Annotated in this window: 17 protein-coding genes; 11 read left to right on the top strand and 6 right to left on the bottom strand. The window is 67.5% G+C overall.

Annotated elements, in window-relative coordinates:
• Nucleotides 1-70: 70 nt before the first annotated feature.
• The gene (locus ACNSN4_RS12530) at nucleotides 71-1120 is read right to left on the bottom strand and encodes a phosphoribosylaminoimidazolesuccinocarboxamide synthase (protein WP_418286150.1); all 1050 of its coding nucleotides are present in this window, start codon (nucleotides 1118-1120) and stop codon (nucleotides 71-73) included.
• Nucleotides 1121-1305: 185 nt separating this feature from the next.
• On the opposite strand from ACNSN4_RS12530, the gene ACNSN4_RS12535 reads away from it, so the two are divergent.
• Nucleotides 1306-1920 carry a tRNA (cytidine(56)-2'-O)-methyltransferase gene (locus ACNSN4_RS12535; RefSeq protein WP_418286151.1) on the top strand — a complete coding sequence of 205 codons (615 nt, stop codon included), beginning with the start codon at nucleotides 1306-1308 and terminating at the stop codon, nucleotides 1918-1920.
• A 6-nt stretch (nucleotides 1921-1926) separates the two neighbouring features.
• Here ACNSN4_RS12535 and ACNSN4_RS12540 read toward each other — a convergent pair whose 3' ends face one another.
• Entirely contained in the window at nucleotides 1927-3417 is a 1491-nt protein-coding gene (locus ACNSN4_RS12540) for an ATPase domain-containing protein (RefSeq protein WP_418286152.1), read from the bottom strand.
• 143 nt (nucleotides 3418-3560) lie between these two features.
• Here ACNSN4_RS12540 and ACNSN4_RS12545 point away from each other — a divergent pair, with 143 nt between their 5' ends.
• Nucleotides 3561-5195: a PAS domain-containing protein gene (locus ACNSN4_RS12545; protein ID WP_418286153.1), complete on the top strand. Its 1635-nt coding sequence runs from the start codon at nucleotides 3561-3563 to the stop codon at nucleotides 5193-5195.
• 70 nt (nucleotides 5196-5265) lie between these two features.
• Here ACNSN4_RS12545 and ACNSN4_RS12550 read toward each other — a convergent pair whose 3' ends face one another.
• Nucleotides 5266-6225 carry a hypothetical protein gene (locus ACNSN4_RS12550; protein WP_418286154.1) on the bottom strand — a complete coding sequence of 320 codons (960 nt, stop codon included), beginning with the start codon at nucleotides 6223-6225 and terminating at the stop codon, nucleotides 5266-5268.
• Nucleotides 6226-6345: 120 nt separating this feature from the next.
• On the opposite strand from ACNSN4_RS12550, the gene ACNSN4_RS12555 reads away from it, so the two are divergent.
• The 6 genes from ACNSN4_RS12555 (at nucleotide 6346) to ACNSN4_RS12580 (ending at nucleotide 11082) form a co-directional block, all read left to right on the top strand.
• Nucleotides 6346-6870 (top strand): transcription factor, encoded by a 525-nt coding sequence (locus ACNSN4_RS12555; protein ID WP_418286155.1) that lies wholly within the window; start codon nucleotides 6346-6348, stop codon nucleotides 6868-6870.
• Nucleotides 6870-7565, top strand: coding sequence for a DUF2110 family protein (locus ACNSN4_RS12560; protein ID WP_418286156.1), 696 nt, complete (start codon nucleotides 6870-6872; stop codon nucleotides 7563-7565). The genes ACNSN4_RS12555 and ACNSN4_RS12560 overlap by 1 nt, the downstream gene beginning before the upstream one ends.
• A 14-nt stretch (nucleotides 7566-7579) precedes the next feature.
• Nucleotides 7580-8347 carry a DUF5803 family protein gene (locus ACNSN4_RS12565; RefSeq protein WP_418286157.1) on the top strand — a complete coding sequence of 256 codons (768 nt, stop codon included), beginning with the start codon at nucleotides 7580-7582 and terminating at the stop codon, nucleotides 8345-8347.
• 103 nt (nucleotides 8348-8450) lie between these two features.
• Nucleotides 8451-9152, top strand: a complete 702-nt coding sequence (locus ACNSN4_RS12570; RefSeq protein ID WP_418286158.1) for a competence/damage-inducible protein A — start codon at nucleotides 8451-8453, stop codon at nucleotides 9150-9152.
• A gap of 340 nt (nucleotides 9153-9492) precedes the next feature.
• Nucleotides 9493-10647 (top strand): ATP-NAD kinase family protein, encoded by a 1155-nt coding sequence (locus ACNSN4_RS12575; RefSeq protein ID WP_418286159.1) that lies wholly within the window; start codon nucleotides 9493-9495, stop codon nucleotides 10645-10647.
• A gap of 78 nt (nucleotides 10648-10725) precedes the next feature.
• Nucleotides 10726-11082, top strand: a complete 357-nt coding sequence (locus ACNSN4_RS12580) for a four-helix bundle copper-binding protein (RefSeq protein ID WP_418286160.1) — start codon at nucleotides 10726-10728, stop codon at nucleotides 11080-11082.
• Nucleotides 11083-11194: 112 nt separating this feature from the next.
• Here the strand turns inward: ACNSN4_RS12580 and ACNSN4_RS12585 are convergent, their stop codons facing one another.
• Together ACNSN4_RS12585 and ACNSN4_RS12590 are read right to left on the bottom strand one after the other, a co-directional pair.
• On the bottom strand, nucleotides 11195-12076 hold the full coding sequence (locus ACNSN4_RS12585; RefSeq protein WP_418286161.1) for a homoserine kinase: 882 nt from the start codon (nucleotides 12074-12076) through the stop codon (nucleotides 11195-11197).
• 75 nt (nucleotides 12077-12151) lie between these two features.
• A complete protein-coding gene (locus tag ACNSN4_RS12590; protein WP_418286162.1) occupies nucleotides 12152-12400 on the bottom strand; it encodes a DUF8006 family protein in 249 nt (82 codons plus the stop codon).
• A 137-nt stretch (nucleotides 12401-12537) separates the two neighbouring features.
• Here ACNSN4_RS12590 and ACNSN4_RS12595 point away from each other — a divergent pair, with 137 nt between their 5' ends.
• The 3 genes from ACNSN4_RS12595 to ACNSN4_RS12605 all read left to right on the top strand — a co-directional run bounded on the left by ACNSN4_RS12595 (nucleotide 12538) and on the right by ACNSN4_RS12605 (nucleotide 16992).
• On the top strand, nucleotides 12538-13812 hold the full coding sequence (locus ACNSN4_RS12595) for a TIGR00341 family protein (RefSeq protein ID WP_418286370.1): 1275 nt from the start codon (nucleotides 12538-12540) through the stop codon (nucleotides 13810-13812).
• Between the two features lie 159 nt (nucleotides 13813-13971).
• Nucleotides 13972-16140, top strand: a complete 2169-nt coding sequence (locus ACNSN4_RS12600; protein ID WP_418286163.1) for a formate/nitrite transporter family protein — start codon at nucleotides 13972-13974, stop codon at nucleotides 16138-16140.
• A 90-nt stretch (nucleotides 16141-16230) separates the two neighbouring features.
• On the top strand, nucleotides 16231-16992 hold the full coding sequence (locus ACNSN4_RS12605; RefSeq protein WP_418286164.1) for an SIMPL domain-containing protein: 762 nt from the start codon (nucleotides 16231-16233) through the stop codon (nucleotides 16990-16992).
• A 101-nt stretch (nucleotides 16993-17093) separates the two neighbouring features.
• Here the strand turns inward: ACNSN4_RS12605 and ACNSN4_RS12610 are convergent, their stop codons facing one another.
• Nucleotides 17094-18080, bottom strand: a complete 987-nt coding sequence (locus ACNSN4_RS12610; RefSeq protein ID WP_418286165.1) for an NOG1 family protein — start codon at nucleotides 18078-18080, stop codon at nucleotides 17094-17096.
• Between the last annotated feature and the right edge of the window lie 167 nt (nucleotides 18081-18247).

The following is an 18247-nucleotide window of genomic DNA, read 5'->3' on the forward strand; positions in this document are numbered from 1 at the left end:
TTCGTCGATCGTGAGGGTTCTCTCGGCCGTTCTCCGCGGGGTCGGGAGACGAGTCGCCGACGCCGCCGACCTACAGCTCGTCGACCGCGTCGAGCGCCGCGTCGATGTCGGGCGCGTCGAACCACTCTCGGCCGGTGTACCTGTTCGTCCCGGCCGCGTACATCGCCGAGACCGCGTCGACGACGGCGGGCGGAAGCGGGTCGGGCTCGACCTCGCAGAGCTCGCGCCAGTCGTCGATGTCGCGGTTGGCGACGGCCGCCTTCGCGTCGCTCACGGCGTCGACCCACGCGGGATCGTTCGCCTTGTACCACTGGCGGACGACCTCCTTCGAGATCCCGCGACCGCCGTACGAGAAGCGGTTCTCGTCGAAGGTCCCGACCACGTCGGCGACGCGGAGCTCGCCGTCGTAGTAGAGGCACTCGATCTTCCCGTCCTCGTGGACGAAGCCGACTTCGTCGGCCCGTTCGGTGACGACGCGGTTCACCTCGCGAGCGAGCGATTCGAGCGCCTCGACGTCGGCGACGCCCGCGATCGCGTCGGCCTCGGCGCGGGTCAGGTACCGGTCCTGCTCCTCGTATTTGGTCGAGAACTCCACGACCGGCTCCGGGAGGTCGACGGGGCCGTCCGGCCACGCCTCGGCGTCGATTCCGGGGGTATCGTCGAGCCCGAAGTCGGCGGGCGCAGTGCGGCGGCGGAGGCTCGACCCGACGGGAACCCGATTTCGGAAGACGACTTCGAGGGGGACGAGGTAGTTGTCGCCGCCCGCGGCGTGGAACGCGTCGTAGTCGTAGCCCGCTTCGGGGCCCTCGTAGGGCAGGTCCGGGACCCGTGTCAGACCGATCGCCATCTCGGTCGGCGGCGCGCTCGCCCCGGCGAGTTGTACGACTTCATCGCCGTCGGGGTCCGCGACGCCGCGGTAGTGGGTCGGGACCCCCTCCGCTTCCAGCAGCTCGAAGTTGAACGCGCCCATCGTACAGAGGCTCGCGCCCTTCCGCGGGATGGCGTCGGGCATCTGTCCCCAGTCGAACACCGAGTAGGCGTCCGTGAAGACGAACCGACCGCGACCGAGCCTGTCGGCGCTTGCGGGTTCGTCGACGCGGAACTCCTTGACGCTCGTCATACCTCACTCGGCGACCGCCTCACAAATGAATCTTTCACTTACGTGGTCACCTCTCACCGTCGATCACTCGAATGATCCATGTTCGTGGGTCTTCGGGAGCCGGATGCTCGGCGAGGTCGCCGTCGAGCGGCGTCCGTGTCGGTCCGCATCGAAAGGACCACGGCCGTCCCCCCGTTCCTCCGAGTATGCACGAGGAACGCGAGGTCGTCGTCCTCCGGTACGGTCACCGGCCGGGCCGCGACGACCGCATGACGACGCACGTCGGGCTCACGGCCCGCGCGCTCGGCGCGGATCGGGTCGTATTCCCCGACAACGCCGGCCAGTCGGCCGAGACGGTCCGCGACATCACGGATCGGTTCGGCGGCCCCTTCGAGGTCGAGCTTCGCGAGGACCAGAACGCGATCGTCCGGAACTTCGAGGGGGTCGTCGTTCACCTCACGATGTACGGCGAACGGATCCAAGACGTCGAAGCCGAGATCCGAGCGGCGGTCGGGCTCGGTGACCGCAAGCCCGCCGATTCGGACGAGGAATCTCCCGCCGCGCCCCGCGACCTCCTCGTCGTCGTCGGCGGTGAGAAGGTGCCGTGGGCGCTGTACGAGCGCGCCGACTTCAACGTCGGCGTGACGAACCAGCCGCACTCCGAGGTCGCCGGACTCGCCGTCTTCTTAGACCGGATCTTCGAGGGAGCGGAGTTAGAACGCGAGTGGGTCGACGCCGACCGCAGGGTCGTCCCGGAAGCCACCGGAAAGACGGTCGTCGACGCGGACGAAGCCGCCGACAGCGGCAGCGAAGCGAAGTGAACTGACCTACTCGTCGTCTCCGGCCGCAGAATCGCTCCCGTCCGCTCGCCGGTCGACGAACTCCGGAGTCCCGCTCAGGATGCCGCGAACTCCCGACATGGGCTCGCCGACGGCGATTCCGTCTCCCGTGATGCGAAACTCTCGGATGGTTCGCTCGAAGTCGCTCGTCCGCTTTTTCAACACGCCGATCGCCTTTCGCATCTCGCCGTCGAGCTCCAGGTGCCGCAGGAAGACGATGTTGTCGGCGAGGTAGCTGATGTTCTCGACGGTCGCTTGGAACTCGCCCGTGATGTTCCGCGTCTCGTCGATGAATATCGCCGTCACGCCCATGTTCTTCAGGTAGCGACCCAGCGCGTGCATCTGCTGGAGCAGCATCCCGTCCTCGCCGCGGAGCGTCAGGCGGTACCCGGCGATCCCGTCGACCATCACGATGTCCGCGTCCCGCGCTTCGACCTCTTCCCGGACCATTCGCGCGAACTCCTGTGGCGACCGTTCGAGTGCCTCCACCTCGTTCACCTGTAGCGTGCCCTGTTCGATCATCTCGTCGACCGGGATGTCGACCGCTCGAGAGCGGGCGAGGAAGGTCTGTTTCGTCTCCTCGAACAGGTAGATGACGGAGCGCTCGCCGCGTTCGGCGGCCGCCCTCATGACCTGCGTCCCCAGCGTCGTCTTGCCGACTCCCGTCGGTCCGCTGAGGATGCTGACCGTCCCGCGCTCGATCCCGCCGCCGAGCAGTGTATCGACCTCTTCGACGCCGGCGGAGACCTGTTCGAGGTCGACCCCGCCCGTGTGTTCCCCGGGCTGGAGCGCCGGGTACACCTCGATGCCCGCGTCGGTGATCCGGTAGGCGTGCTTCCCGCTCTGCGTCGATGACCCGCGGAACTTCGGCACCGATATCGTCTTTCCGTACTCCTCGGTTCCCAGTCGAACGGTTCCGTCCGTGATGAATTCGAGGTCGTCGGTCGGATGCGATTCGGTGTTCTGGACGGTGAACACGACCGTCGCGCCCTGATCCCGCAAAAAGCGCATAAATCCGACGACCTGCTTGCGGAACTGATACTCGTCGGACATGAGAAATCGGAGCTGCGTCAGCGGATCCACGACGACGCGGTCGGGATCGACCGCAGCGACGCCATCGACGATCCGCTGGGTGAGCGGCTCCTGTTCCACCTCGGCGGCGCTGAACACCTCGTATGACTGATCCTCGGTGAACTCGGCCGCGGACGGGCTCAGGTCGAGGAACTCGATCGCGTCGGTGTCGAAGCCGAACGCCGCCGCGTTGGATTTGAGATCGCGGAGATCCTCTTCGAGGTTGATAAAAAGCGCCGTTTCCCCCTCGTCGATCCCCTGTTGCAGAAAGTGAAAGCCCAGTATCGTCTTGCCGCTGCCAGCCTGTCCGCGGACCATGTAGCTCCGCTGTGGCACGAGGCCTCCGGAGAGAATCTCGTCGAGTCCGGAACTCCCTGTCGACTTTCGCTCCGCGAGTGACGGTGACATGTGCGGATCGTGAGCGCGCCGGGTATTATACCAACCGCGTTGACAGCGGCAGCGGATGACTCCGTCGCGGCCACCGGTACGGCAGAGTTCTATCGTCTCAGACAGATAGCTCTTAGTGCGTGTGTACACTCCCCTCAGAGAAGATGAACGCAGGCCCACATGAGACCGGCGATGGGCCGCCTTCCGGCGGGATCAAGGGGGATCCGCCGTTCAAAGATGCCGACACTCCGGAACAGTCGCCCGGCCCCGCGAGCGATCCGGAGGAGTCGTCCGATCCCGACGACGACTCGGGGCCGCCTGAACCCGACGACGACTCGGGGCCGCCTGAACCCGCCACCGATCCGGAGAAACCGCCCGAACTCGACGACATCCCCCGGATCCTGCTGTTCATGCGACCCGGTCGGAACCGCGAGCTGTTGACGGCGGCGCTGAGCGAGCGGTATGCCGTCGAGACGACGACGGACGTGGAGACGCTCGAATCGACGTTCGACTGCTGCGTCTTCGACGCACACGAGTTCACCCGGGTCGCCGGCACGATCCAGCCGCGACGAGCGCTTGCGGCACCGGTCTTTCTCCCCTTCGTCCTCCTCGTCGGTGACGACACCGCACCGATGCGGGATCACGCGTGGGAGCACGTCGACGATATCGTCGAACTGCCCGTTCGAAAGCGAGCGCTTCGCTCGCGGATCGCCAACCTCGTCGAACGTCGTCGGACGTCGCTCCGGCTCGCCGAACGCGAGCGGCGGCTCACGGAGACCGTCGCGGACCTCCGGCTGAAAGAGCGGGCGATGGACGAGGCTCCGGTCGGCATCACCGTCGCGGAGTCGGGCGAGGGCGAGAACCCGTTGGTGTACACGAATCACGGCTTCGAAACGCTCACCGGCTACGGCTCGGAGATGTTCGGCGCGGACTGCCGGTTCCTGCAGGGAACGGAGACGGACCCCGATACCCGCGCCGAAATCCGCGCGGCGCTAGACGAGGAGCAGCCGATCTCGACCGATATCCTGAACTACCGACGAAACGGGCAGACGTTCTGGAATCGGCTCACGATCGCGCCGCTCCGCGACGAGCACGACGAGGTCACTCATTACGTCGGCTTCCAGACCGACATCACCGACCGGAAGATCCGCGAGCGGCGACTGGAAGTGATGGGCCGCGTGCTCAATCACAACCTCCGCAACAAGATGAACCTCATCGACGGCTACGCCGAGCTGCTCCGGAGCACGGTTGACGACGAGGCGTCTCAGGAGCCGCTCGATATCATCTCCGAGACGGCGGACGATCTGATGCGAATCGCGGAGACGGTCCGTAAAATCGATCACGCGCTCGCCGAGACGCCGTCTGCGGACAGCGCGACTGACCTCACCGAGCGGTTACCCGAACTGGTGAGCCGGATGAGCGACCGGTATCCGGACGCGACGTTCTCCCTCTCGCTTCCCGACGCTTCGCTCGACGTGACGGTCGTCGGCCTCGTGACCGCGATCGAGGAAGCCGTCGAAAACGCCGTCAAACACAACGACCGGACCGAGCCCACGGTCGCGGTCCGCGTCGAACGACGGGGTCCCGAGTGGATCGCAATCGAGATCGAAGACGACGGTCCCGGGATTCCGGACCACGAGGTCCACGTGCTCGGACACGGCGAAACCAACCTGACCCACGCCGATCGGCTCGGGATCTGGCTCATGTACTGGGTCGTGAATAAGGCCGGTGGGGAGTTCTCGGTGTCGGCGGACGACGGGGGCACGACGATCGGACTCTCGGTTCCGATCGATCCCTGACGAGGGGTCCACACCGACCCTACGAGGAGTTCGCGCCGCCCCTACACGCTACGGGGAGTTCGCGCCGCCCCTACAAGCTCCGTTTCGAGCGCAGCCGCGCGAGTCGAACGCGCGCCTCCTGCCGGCTCGTCCCGCGAACGCGACCCGTCTCGGCGTCGGCCATCGACACGAACGAGAGCCGGTCCAAGAGCGGCGGCCAGTCGGCCGCGCCGACGGCGTCGCTCGCGAACGCGACGGCGTTCCCGAGCCCGTCGCGCTCGCTCGCGCCGAGCCGTGCCACCGCCGCGTCGGCGCGTCGTCGGCCCCCGGCGACGTAGAGGCGGTCGCCGACCGCCGCCGGGATCCACGCGGGGAGCGCTATCAGCCACAAGACGAGCCCGGCGACCGCGTACGCCCACGACGGGACGCGGTTCCGCTCCGGCTCGTACCCGTGAATCCGGTTGACGCGGCGGTCCGCCGCGGTCCGCTCGTCGCGCCGCCCGACGAGCAGGGTAGCCGCGAGCGCGAGCGTCTCGACGAGCGCCAACGCCGGGATGAGCGCGGTCGTGACCGCCGCCTGCTTCGTCCGAATCCGGACGAGCGCGTGTCGGAGCGCGGCGTCGCGGTCGTCCTGCGGGAGGGAGAGCAGTCGGGTCGAGACGACGAGCCGCGAGCCGCGGTACCCGTCGACTGCGGCGACGTTGGCGGCGTCGGCGCGGACGACGATCACGGACGGCGCGTCGACGCCGACCTCGTCCGCGAGCGTCGCCACGCGGTCGGCGACGAAGTCGGCAGGGCGGTCCTCCAGTCCGGCCTCGGGGAGCCGATCTATCCGCCGGTCGACGAGAATCGGGCCGAGGAGCGCGGAGCCGCCGACGCCGAGCACGGCGGCGGCGACGAACCCGCCGACTGCTCCCGGCCCGAAGACGTCGAGTCCGACGGGACCGAGGAGGGCGAAGAGCGGGACGGAGGGGAGCGCTACGATCACGACCGGCACCGCCAGCAGCGCGACCGCGCCGACCGCTCGTCCGACCCGCCCGTGTCCTCCCATTACGACACAACCGTCAGCCACCCGGCGTAAAGCTTTGCCGGAGCGACGCGCCCGTTCGGCGGTGTCGTCGGGGTGTAGCTTTCGGAGCTTTTAACCCGATTCCACTCCCAAATTCGGGTAATGGCTTTTGAGGATCTACTGAACGACCCCGTCATCCAGAAGTACCTCCACGAGTTGGTGGGACCGACGGGGATGCCGGTCGCGGCCGCGCCGCCGGACGGCGAGGTCACCGACGAGGAGCTGGCCGAGGAGCTCGGCTTGGAGCTTAACGACGTCCGCCGCGCGCTGTTCATCCTGTACGAGAACGATCTGGCCACCTATCGTCGGGTGCGCGACGAGGACTCCGGGTGGCTCACGTACCTCTGGACGTTCCACTACGACAACATTCCGGAGAACCTCGAAGAGGAGATGTACCGGCTGCTCGACGCCCTGGAGGACCGCGAGGAGTACGAGCGCACCCACGAGTTCTACCTGTGTGAGGTGTGTTCGATCCGGTTCGAGTTCGGCGAGGCGATGGACTTCGGCTTCGAGTGCCCCGAGTGCGGCTCCCCGGTCGAGGCGATGGACAACGACCGGCTCCGCGAGGCGATGGACCAGCGCATCGAGGAGCTCCGTGACGAGCTCAACGTGGACGTGACCGGATAATGGTCGTTCTCGCAACCAAGTGCTACGTCGAGGGCGACGCCCGCGACCGAGCGCTCGACGGGATGAACTCCCTCGTCGGCAACGATATCGGCGACCTGGCGGTCGACTGGCAGGTCGGCGTCCGCGACGACGACTTCGTGCAGGTGGACGTGACCGGCGAGGACGCGGCGGTCGCCCGCAACGTCCTCGCCGAGACGTGGGGCGAGATCGTCGCACACGACGAGGGCTTAGCGCCCGGCGAGGAGTACATCGGCACGCTCGAATCGTGGGACGACGACGGGTTCGTCCTCGACGCGGGCGAGGACGTGTTCGTCCCCGCCGACGAGATCGGGCTCGGTAGGGGGTCCCCGGCGCAGGTCGTCGAGCGGTTCGGGCTGGTCCAACACCTCCCCATGCGGTTCGTCTACGGCGGCGATGTCGGCGACCCGAACGCGGAGCCGAACCGGCTGGCCGACGCCGAGCGCGACCGGCTGTACGACTGGCAGCGCGGCGACGGGCGAGTCACCGTCAACTCCGCGACTCGAGGTGAGGTCCGCGCGACGGTGAACCGCGCTGGCCACGCCCAAGACATCATCACCGTCGAGCGGCTCGGGCTGCTCGAACAGAGCATCGTCTGCACCGAGAACACCGACCCGCCGGGCCTGTTGGCCTCGATCGGCTCGTATCTCCCGGCCGAGATGCGCTGTGTCGTCTGAGATGAACTGACACCGTGAACCGACGCCTCCTCGTCGCGACGGCGCTCGTCCTCCTCTTGGTCGTCAGCGCCGGCTGTCTCGGCTACGTGACCGGCGGTGGCGAGGTCGCGAACGAGACGCTGGACGCCGACCCGCCACGCGAGTACGACTTCGACACCGACCGTGACGCCGACTTCGACCTCGCGACCGACGGGCAGTACACCGTCGTGTACAACGTCTCCGAGATCGACGAGCTTCGACTGTACGGCGGGACGGTGTACGCGGGCGATCAGCCGCTCGAATTCGAGGCGTTCCGGTACCACTACCCCAGCGGCGAAGTGATCGACGGCAGCGAGTTCCGCGCTCGCGGCGGCGAGGTCGACCGGACGCCGGACGAGACGTGGATCCGGTTCGCCGACGACATGGAGGCCGGAAAGATAGCCTTCACCGCGGCCGGCTCCCCCCGCCGCTTCACCAGCCTCACCTACGTCGAGGGGTCGTACGCCGTGACGCTGCCGGAGGGCTTCAGCACCGACGTTCCGCTCGTCGGTCACGTCTCGCCGCGCGATCACGAGGTCGTGACCGTGAACGGACGGGACCGAATCACGTGGGACTCGGTGACGAGCGGATCGATCGTGGTCCAGTCGTACCGCGAGACCGATCTGCTCGTCTTCGGCGTGATCCTCGTCATCGCGGTCGCGGTCGCCGGAGTCGGGACCGTCTACTTCCGCCGACAGCTTGAGGAGCTGCAGGAGAAGCGACGAGAGATGGGCCTCGGCGTGTACGAGGACGACGACGAGTAGCGGAAGTCCGCCGTCGCGATCAGAGCCCCCTCGTCGCCGTAGGGGGTGTCCGCGCGTCTCCGACTCCAGCGACCTTTTGAACGCGCACCGCCTTGTTTAGCGTATGAACGTAGCCATCGTCACCGTCGGGGACGAACTTCTCGTCGGTGACACCGAGAACACGAACGCCACGTGGCTCTGCGCTCGGCTTGCCGACCGCGGCGTACCGGTTCGCCGCGTGACCGTCGTCCCGGACGAGGTCGCCGAGATCGCGAGAGTCGTCAACGAGTACCACGCCGAGTACGACGCCGTGATCGTCACCGGCGGCCTCGGACCGACGCACGACGACGTGACGATGGAGGCGGTCGCGGCCGCGTTCGGCCGGGAGTGCGTCCAGAACGAGGAGGCGGCCGCGTGGCTCGCGGACCACGGATACAGCGCGGACGACCTCACCGCGGAGACGACGCACCTCCCGGCGGGCTGTCGGCCGCTCTCCAACGAGGCCGGCGTCGCACCCGGTGCGGTCGTCGAGTCGGTGTACGTCCTTCCGGGCGTGCCGACGGAGATGAAGGCGATGTTCGAGTCGATCGTCGACGAGTTCGACGGCACGCCGACTCACACCGTCACGGTGGACGTCGACGAGCCGGAGAGCGCGCTCTTGGACCGGTTCACCGAGCTTCAGGAGGCGTTCGACGTGAGCGTCGGCTCCTACCCGGGCGAGAGCGTGACAGTGAAGATCACCGCGGCGACCGCCGACGAGGCGGAGCGGGCGGCCGCGTGGGTCCGCGAGCGGTCTGAGCTGGTCGATATCGTCGACTCGAAGTAGCGAAACGGTCCGCGCCTCGCGGCCGGGGCTTTGGCGGCGTTCACCGTCGATCCGGTGTCACGTATCTGCATCCGGTCGTACCGAGCGAGACGGACTCGTCAGGCGCTCACCGATACAGATACGCGACCCACACGGCGACGAGCGCGAGGCTCGCGACGAGGACGACGGCGGCGGTCGCGTTGATCGGGAGCGGCTCGGTGACGGCGGCTTCGAGGATCATGAATCGAGGTTGTTCTGGGGGCGTCTTAAGTATTGATTGTCGGGCGATTCGGGGCGGGATCGGCTCTCGTGTTGCCGGTGAGACGCCGCCGCTTAAGTCGCGGCCGTCGAAGTGCGACGTATGCACGTCGGATTCGTGATGAACCCCGTCGCCGGGATGGGCGGCCGCGTCGGACTGAAGGGAACCGACGGGAAGGTCGACGAGGCGCTCGCCCGCGGCGCGGAGCCGCGTTCGCCGGACCGCGCGCGTCGAGCGCTCGAACGACTCGCGACGGTCGCTCCGGAGACGACGATCTCGACAGCGGCCGATCCGATGGGCGAGCTGCTGGTCCGCGAGGCGGGCTTCGAGCCGGTCCGGGTCGTCGACCCGTTCGCGCGGTCGGAGGCGGACCGTCCGGACCGTCCGGACCCGACGACGACGACCGCCGAGCACACCGCCCGCGTCGTCGAGGCGTTCGCGGCGGGGGGTGGCAGTGGTACCGCTGGTGGCGACGGAGAGAACGTCGACTCCGTCGATCTGATCCTCTTCGTCGGCGGCGACGGCACCGCCACGGACGTCGCGGTGACGCTTGAACAGCTGGGGTCCGAGATTCCGATGCTCGGCGTCCCCGCCGGCGTCAAGGTGTACTCCTCCGTGTTCGGCGTCTCACCGGAGGACGCCGCGGAGATCGCGGCGACGTTCTCGCGGACCGAGCGCCGCGAGGTGATGGACATCGACGAGGACGCCTACCGCGAGGGGGAGGTCCACCCGGAGCTTCGCGCGGTCGCGCGCGTGCCGGTCGCCGACGACCTCCAGTCGTCGAAACAGACCGCGAGCGGGACGGTCGAATCCCTGGCGGAAGGGGTCGCCGACGACATCCGTGACCGCGACGGCGAGGGCGTCACCTTCGTGCTCGGTCCGGGGTCGACGGTCGGCGCGATTAAAGCGGAACTCGACTTCGAACCCTCGCCGATCGGCGTCGACGTCTGGCGCGACGGGGAGGTCGTCGTTCGGGACGCGAACGAGTCGGCGATCCTCGACGCGCTCGGCGAGGAGAACGTGATCGTCGTCTCGCCCATCGGCGGGCAGGGGTTCGTCTTCGGGCGCGGTAACCCGCAGCTGTCGCCGGCAGTGATCCGGCAGTGCGACGTGCAAATCGTCGCTTCGCGGGCGAAGCTCGACGACGTGCGAGCGCTTCGGGTGGACACCGACGACCCGGAGCTCGACGATGAACTGGCGGGGTGGGTCCGGGTGCGCGTCGGTAAGTTCGAGACGCGGATGATGAAGATCGTGTGAGCGTCCGACGCCCTCGGTTCATTCCCTTTCATTGGCAGGCTCATCGTTTATGCGGTCACTGGCTGTACGACACGATGTATGTCTTTTTCAGACACCGTCTCGAAAATCGACGGCCTGAACGACGAGCAGCGCGAGTGTATCGAGAACTGTACCGAGGCCGCCCAGGCGTGTGAATGGTGTGCCGACGAGTGCCTCGGCAACGCTGAGATGGAGGAGTGCGCCCGGCTCTGCCGGGACGTCGCCGACCTCACGTCCCTCCACGCCCGCTTCATGGCGCGAAGCTCGAAGTACAGCGCGCGGCTCGCACAGGCCTGCGCCGACGCCTGCGAGGAGTGCGCCGAAGAGTGCGAGCGCCACGACGCCGACCACTGCCAGGTCTGCGCCGAGGTTCTCACGGAGTGCGCCGAATCCTGCCGGAGTATGGCCGACAGCTAAGCGACGGCCGAGAACACAGTTACCCCCCTTTCGCCGCTGCTCAACCGGTGGCAACCCGGTAGCCGGACTCACAGATCGAGGACCGGCGACGTCGCCGTCCGAGCGGAGCCACCTACTCGTCCAACACGACCGACCCCTGCCCGATTCGCGTCTGGTAGGCGCGGGCGTCGATGCCCGCCTCGGCAAAGGCGTCGAGCATCGCGGCGGCGACGGCCCGACGGTCGCCGTCGCGACAGACCGAGATGATCGCCGGACCGGCCCCGCTGACGGTAACGCCCGCGGCGCCGGCGTCGAACGCGGCGCTCCGAACCTCGTCGTAGCCCGTGATAAGGCGCGCGCGTTCGGGCGTCACGACCGGGTCGTTCATGCCCGCGCCGACGAGGTCGGGATCGGAGCGACACATCCCGATCGCGAGCGTCGCCGCGTTTCCCACCGTCTCGACGAGCGACTCCATCGACGCGGTCTCGGGGACGACGCGCCGGGCGTCGCGCGTGGAGACCGCGACGTCGGGCAGACAGACGACGAGGGGGACGGAGGCGTCGACGGAGTGGGTCGTCTCCGTCGTCGTCACCGTGAACCCGCCGAGGATCGAGGGCGCGACGTTGTCGGAGTGGGCGACGCCGGAGACGACGGCCTCGCCCTCCGCGGCGATCGGAACCAGCTCCGACCGCGAGTACCCCCGTTCGTACAGCCGATTGAGCGCGACCGCGGCGCCGGCGGCGCTGGCGGCCGAGGAACCGAGCCCGGAGGCGGGTCGAACGCCCTTATCAATGTGGATACGGGCGGGCGCGTCGAGGGCGTCCACGACGGCGCCGACCGTGTTCTTCTTCGGGTCCTCAGGGATGTACTGCGCGCCGACCCCGGTGACCTCGATCGTCGTCTCGGCCGCCTTCTCGACGGTGACGACGTCGGCGGGCCGAGAGAGGGCCGCTCCGAACACGTCGAACCCGCTGCCGAGGTTCGCGCTCGTGGCGGGTGCCCGTACCGTGACCATGGCGACCAGTGTCGCCCGGAGTGCAAAAAGGAGCGGGATCGAACAACGGGAGACCGCTCGGTGATCGTCGCCGCGTCAGTCGGCCATCGTCCACAGCAGCGCACCGATGAGGACGAGCGGGATACCGAGGAGGATGTACGTCGGCGGCATCGTCGTGTTCGGCGCGACGATGAAGATCAGGCCGAAGCCGGCGAACACGGACGCGATCACCCGCTGGGACTTCAGCGGCGCGGCTCCCAGCAGCGAGACGACGAACCCGAGCAGCAGGACGTGCCCGAGGTGGTAGTCGAGCAGGAACGTGTCGATGACCAGCGGCGAGAGCATTCTTGTCCGAAGGTGCGAGGGATTCGCGCATTAAAGTTCCGTTTCGCGCGGGGTCGAACGCTCGATGTCCCTGCCCAGCCACCGACCCTTATATCCCCCGTCGGCGTACATCACCGATCGTGCGACTCGTTCAGGTCATGATCCCGGCGGGGAAGCGCGCGGCCGTGGTTCGAGCGCTCGACGAGGAGGGAGTGGACTACGTCGTCACCGACGAGACCAGCGGGCGCGAGTACACCGCGGTCGCGACGTTCCCGCTTCCGACCGCCGCCGTCGAGCCAGTCCTCGAACGGCTCCGCGAGGCCGGGATCGACGAGCGGACGTATACGGTGATCGTCGCCGCGGAGACGGTCATCTCTCGGCGCTTCGAGGCGCTCGAAGACGAATACGCCGCGGAGTCCGATCGCGGAGGAGACCACATCTCACGGGAGGAGCTCCAGGCGAAGGCCGACGAGCTTGCCTCCGGAATGAGGACGTACGTCTTGATGACGGTGATTTCCGCCGTGATCGCCACGGCTGGGCTGCTCCTCAACTCGCCGGCGACGGTGGTCGGGTCGATGGTGATCGCGCCGCTCATCGGCCCCGCGATGTCAGCCGCGATCGGTACCGTCGTCGACGACGAATCGATGTTCAAACGCGGGGTCCGGATGCAGGTAGTCGGGGTCCTCGTCGCCATCGCGGCGGCGACGCTGTTCGCGTTCGCTCTCCGGACGCTCGCGCTCGTCCCGCCCGGGCTTGACCCGATCCAGCTCGCCGAAGTGTCGGAGCGGCTCGCCCCGAACGTCCTCGTGCTCGTCGTGGCGATCGGCGCGGGCATCGCTGGCATCGTCTCGCTCATGACGGGCGTCTCCGCGGCGCTCGTGGGCGTGATGATCGCCGTGGCCCTGATCCCCCCGGCCGCCGCGGTCGGTATCGGAATCGCGTTCGCGATTCCCCGACTCGTCCTCGGTGCCGGCGTGATCGTCGCGGTGAACGTCCTCTCGATCAACCTGTCGGCGCTGATCGTCCTGTGGTACGAGGGGTACCGACCGCAGCGCTGGTTCCGCGAGGACGACGCTCGCGCCGCGTTCCTCAAGCGCGTCGCCGTCCTCGTCGCCGCTATCGCCGTCCTCTCGGTGTTCCTCGGCGGCGTCACCTACGAGTCGTACGCCGCCTCCACGACCGAGGCGGAAATCCGGACGGCGGTCGGTGACGAGCTCGCAGCGCTCGACCCCGGGATGGAGCTTTTGGAACTCGACGTCGAACGGACCGGAACGATTCCCCCGCTGGAGACCGAGCGCGCGATCATCACCGTCGGTGCACCGCCTGGTGCCGAGATAGAGGGCACCGCAGAGGCGCTCAATCGGGGGATCGACGCCGCGACCGGAGACGACGTTCGTGTCGAAGTTCGGATCGTGACGATCGAGCGAGCCTGACGGCGGATCGTTCCATCGGGATCTGATCTGTCCGGACTACTCTGTCACATAGTGGATCGATCGGGGTGACACACGCGAGAAAAGAAACCGATCGTGTTTTTTCACCCACACAGACCAAAGAGGAAGCACTTTTTATACGGGTCCACCACCGTACGGACAGTGACTGACTCAACACGGCCCGACGGCGATTCGATACGGGACGTCGTCGAACGGTCCCGCAGCGGCGCACCAGCCGTCGGCGAGGCGGTCCGTGACCGGTTCTCGTCGGACGAAGTGTTCCAGCGGATCATCGCGGCCGCGGACGAGGAAGTGACCTCGGGAAAGCGGGAGCTGTTCTTCAGCGGGATCGCGGCGGGACTCGCGATCACGATAACGTTCCTCCTATACGCCTCGATGACGGCCGCGACAGACGGCCACCCGGTATTGAGCGTGCTTCTCTACCCGCTCGGCTTCATCTACATCATCGTCGGCGGCTACCAGCTCTTCACCGAGAACACGCTCCCGCCCGTCGCGCTGACGCTGGAGCGGCTCGCGAGCCTCCCCACGCTGCTGCGGCACTGGAGTATCGTGCTCGCGGGCAACTTCGTCGGCGGCGCGATCGGCGCGTTGGTACTGTCGTACGGCGGCGTCTTTACCGGTGAAACGATCGAGGCGGCGATCTACGTCTCCAGCGCTGGCTTCGAGGTCGGCTGGTGGTCGCTGTTCTTCAAGGGAGCGGTGGCCGGCCTGATCGTCGCCGGGGTCGTCTGGGTCGGATTCGCGTCGACGAACTCGGTAACTCGACTGCTCGTCGTCTACCTCGCGTTCCTCGCGATCCCCCTCGGTAACCTGTACCACGTCGTCGTCTCGTTCACGGAGGTGATATACCTGCTATTCGCACAGAACATGGGGCTACACGACGGGGGCATCACCCTGTACGGCGGAATGACGGAGTTCGTGCTTCCCGTGCTGCTCGGGAACACGCTCGGGGGCGTCGTCCTCGTGACGCTCGTGAACTATTACCAGACCAGCGAGAAGCGGCTCGCGGAGGCGCGGTTCGAGGGTATGACGCGGCGGCTCTCGGTCCCCGAGTGGGTGCTCGGACGGGCGGCCGGTCGCTCGTACGTCCCCATCCTCGACACCGCCGAGGCGGCGTTGTTCGCCAACGAGGGGTACCGCGTGATGGTGCCGATCACGAACCCCCGCACGGACGAGAAGATCGTCGAACTCGCGAGCGCGCTCGCAAGCGACCACGACGACGGGCTCGTCCACATCGTCCACGTGGTGCAGGCGCCGAATAAGATGTCTCTCCGCTCCGGGAGCAGCGGCGGCCGGATCGCGGACGTCTCCGAGGAGCAGATGAGCGGCCTCCGCGAGACCGCGGAAGGATACGACGTCGACGTGTCGACGTCGACGGTCGTCACCCATCGCTCGTTCGAGGAGGTGTTCAACATGGCCCGCCGGACCCGTCCCGAGACGGTACTGATGGGATGGGGCGACGACCAGCTCTGGAGCGCAGCGCGGGCCGAGCGGCCGATAGACGAGCTCACCAACCAGCTCCCCTGTGACTTCCTCATCCTGAGCGAGAAGGATCTCGACACCTCCCGGATCCTCCTGCCGACCGCGGGCGGTCCGGACTCGACGCTCGCCGCCGAGGTCGCGAGCGTTCTCTCGCGGAGGGCCGGTTCCGAGGTGACGCTGCTACACGTCGTCGACGACCCCGAGGGCCGGGAGGACGCCGAAGCGTCCCTCGCGGCGTGGGCGGCCGACCACGAGCTGGCAGACGCCGAACTGACGGTCGACGATAGCGGCGACGTCGAGGCGGCGATCGCCCGCGAGGCCGTCGATCACACGCTCGTCATCATCGGTGCGACGGAGAAGGGGCTGCTGTCGCGGCTCATCTCTGACACGCTGCACCTCGACGTGCTCAAAGACGTCGACTGCTCGGTGCTGCTCGCCGAGCGACCGCAGCACCGTTCGATCCGCGACCGGCTGTTCGGCAGGGGTCGCCGAAACGAGGGACTGCCGACCGCGGCCGAACCGGACCGACCCGAGAGGAACTCCGTCTCCGCGGTCGCTGGCGAAGAAGTCAAGCACGATGAGGAGGCCGCGGAAGCGACGGAGGCGGACGAGGAGTTCCCGCCCGACAGAGCGGTCGTCACCGACCACGACGATGAGCCGGAGGACGCCGATGCAGATACGACGGCATCCGACGATGGCGACAGCGACGACAGCGACGACAGCGACGACAGCGACGACACTGACGATACCGACGACACTGACGACAGCGACGACACTGACGACAGCGACGACACTGACGATACCGACGGCGACCGCCGATCGAACTGAGCCGGCGCCTGTCTCCGAGCTGGATCAATAACAAAAACGGCTGTTTGTCCTTTCGGCGGTGTATTATCCGTACCCGCCGTGTACCCGCACATGAACCGGACACGAACGCGGAGCATCGGTGCGGTCGTCGGCATCGCGCTGCTCGTCGGACTGGCGGGCTGTGCGGGGATCGGCGGATCGACGGCCGACACGGGACTGGGCGACGACGGCGCCCTCGACCGGAGTATCGACGTGACGGCGAGCGGTGAGGCCGCGACGGAGCCGGACAGAGCGACCCTCAGGGTGGCGGTCACGGCAACCGGACCGACCTCTGCGGCGGTCCGTAACGACCTCGCGGCCGGTGACGAGTCGCTGCGGGCGGCGCTGGCCGAATGGGGGCTCGACGAGGAGGACATCCGGACGGACCGCTACGACGTCCGCGAAACGCGGGAGTCGCGAGAGGACCCGGACCGGCAGGCGTATCAGGGCGTCCACCGGTACGCGGTCGACGTGGAGGATGTCGACGCGGTCGGCGAGGTCATCGACGTCGCCGTCGACGCCGGCGCGGACGAGGTACAGCGGGTTCAGTTCGGGCTGAGCGAGGAGCGCGAACGCGAGGTCCGCGACGAGGCGATCGCCGCGGCAGTCGCAAACGCCGACGCTGACGCCGCGGCGATCGCCGACGCGAGCGACCTCGCCGTCACCGGCGCGCACTCGGTGTCGATCGGCGACACCCGGTCGACCCCGTACGTGATGCGCGACACCGCGATGCTCGCGGAAGCCGACGACGGCGGTGCACCGGGCACGGGTATCGAGACCGGCGACGTGAGCGTGCGAGTCACCGTTACCGTCGTGTACGCCGCTGAGGCCTGAGAGAAAACGCCTGCAAGGCGGACATCGCGAAGACGCACACGACACGTCTATCGGACGCCGGGTCGACCCCTCGACGCGCGACTCCTCGACTCGCTGCGCCCCTACTCACCGCCGTCGCGCGTCGGGAGGTCGGGCTCGAAGGCGGCGGCTTCGACCGCCATGTCGAGGACGTGTTCGACGTTCTCGTCCTCGGTGATGCTCATCGTGGCGTCGACCGACTCCGCTCGGACCGCCTCGAAGCGGTCGTGTTTGTTCGCGACCGTGAGGAACGGCACCTCGTCCCCGAACAGCTCACGGACCTCTTCGCGCAGTTCGAGCTGGACGTCGAGTGGGTAGCCGCAGTCGCCGGACGGATCGAGCATGAACACGACGACGTCGGCGAGATGCTCGAGGGCGCTGACCGCCTGTCGCTCGATGTCGTTGCGCTCGTCTGCCGGCCGGTCGAGTAACCCCGGCGTGTCGACGATCTGGTACCGGATGTGGTCCCGCTCGAAGTGCCCGATCTGGACGCCTTTCGTGGTGAACGGGTACTCGGCGATCTCGTTCGACGCGCGAGTGATTCGGTTGACGAACGACGACTTACCGACGTTCGGGTAGCCGGCGATCACGATCGCGGGCTCGTCCGGTCGCACGTCCGGGAGCACCTTCAACTGGTCCCGCGAATCGCCGATGTAGCGGAGGTCGTCTTCGATCTGGTCCATCACGTCGGCCATGCGCGCGAACGCCTGCTTCCGGTGTTTTCGAGCCGTTTCGACGTCGGAGTTACGGACCTTCGTGGTGTACTCGTCGCGGAGATCTTCGATCTGGCGGCTCGCCCACATCACCTGTGAAAGCGCCTGCCGAAGGCGATCGACGTCGACGATGGCGTCCGCGAGCTCGTAGTAGAACGGATCGACGTCGAAGCCGAAGTCCGGCCACGAGACGACGACGTTCTCCAAGTTGTCCGAGAGCACGTTTCCGGCCGTCCGCAGCATCGACTCCTGGGCGTCGTGACCGTGTTTGGCGCGTCCTGCGCGCGCCGCCCGCGAGAACGCCTTGTCGACGAGTTCCTCCGATCGGGGGGTCGTCGGGAGGCCCTCAAATATCATGTTGGCCTGACTTCGCCGCCGACGCGTATAAGACCGTCCGTTCGGCGAGTCCCGCGTCAGAGCGGCACATGGTCGGAAACGCGAGGAATCCCCCCGCCGATACCGATGAACGATCGTTATCCTTACTGTGCATATTTCGAGATATATTTATGCTTCAAAGGAATATG

Origin of the sequence: Halorubrum marinum, from assembly GCF_048381195.1 — an archaeon.
Taxonomy (GTDB): domain Archaea; phylum Halobacteriota; class Halobacteria; order Halobacteriales; family Haloferacaceae; genus Halorubrum.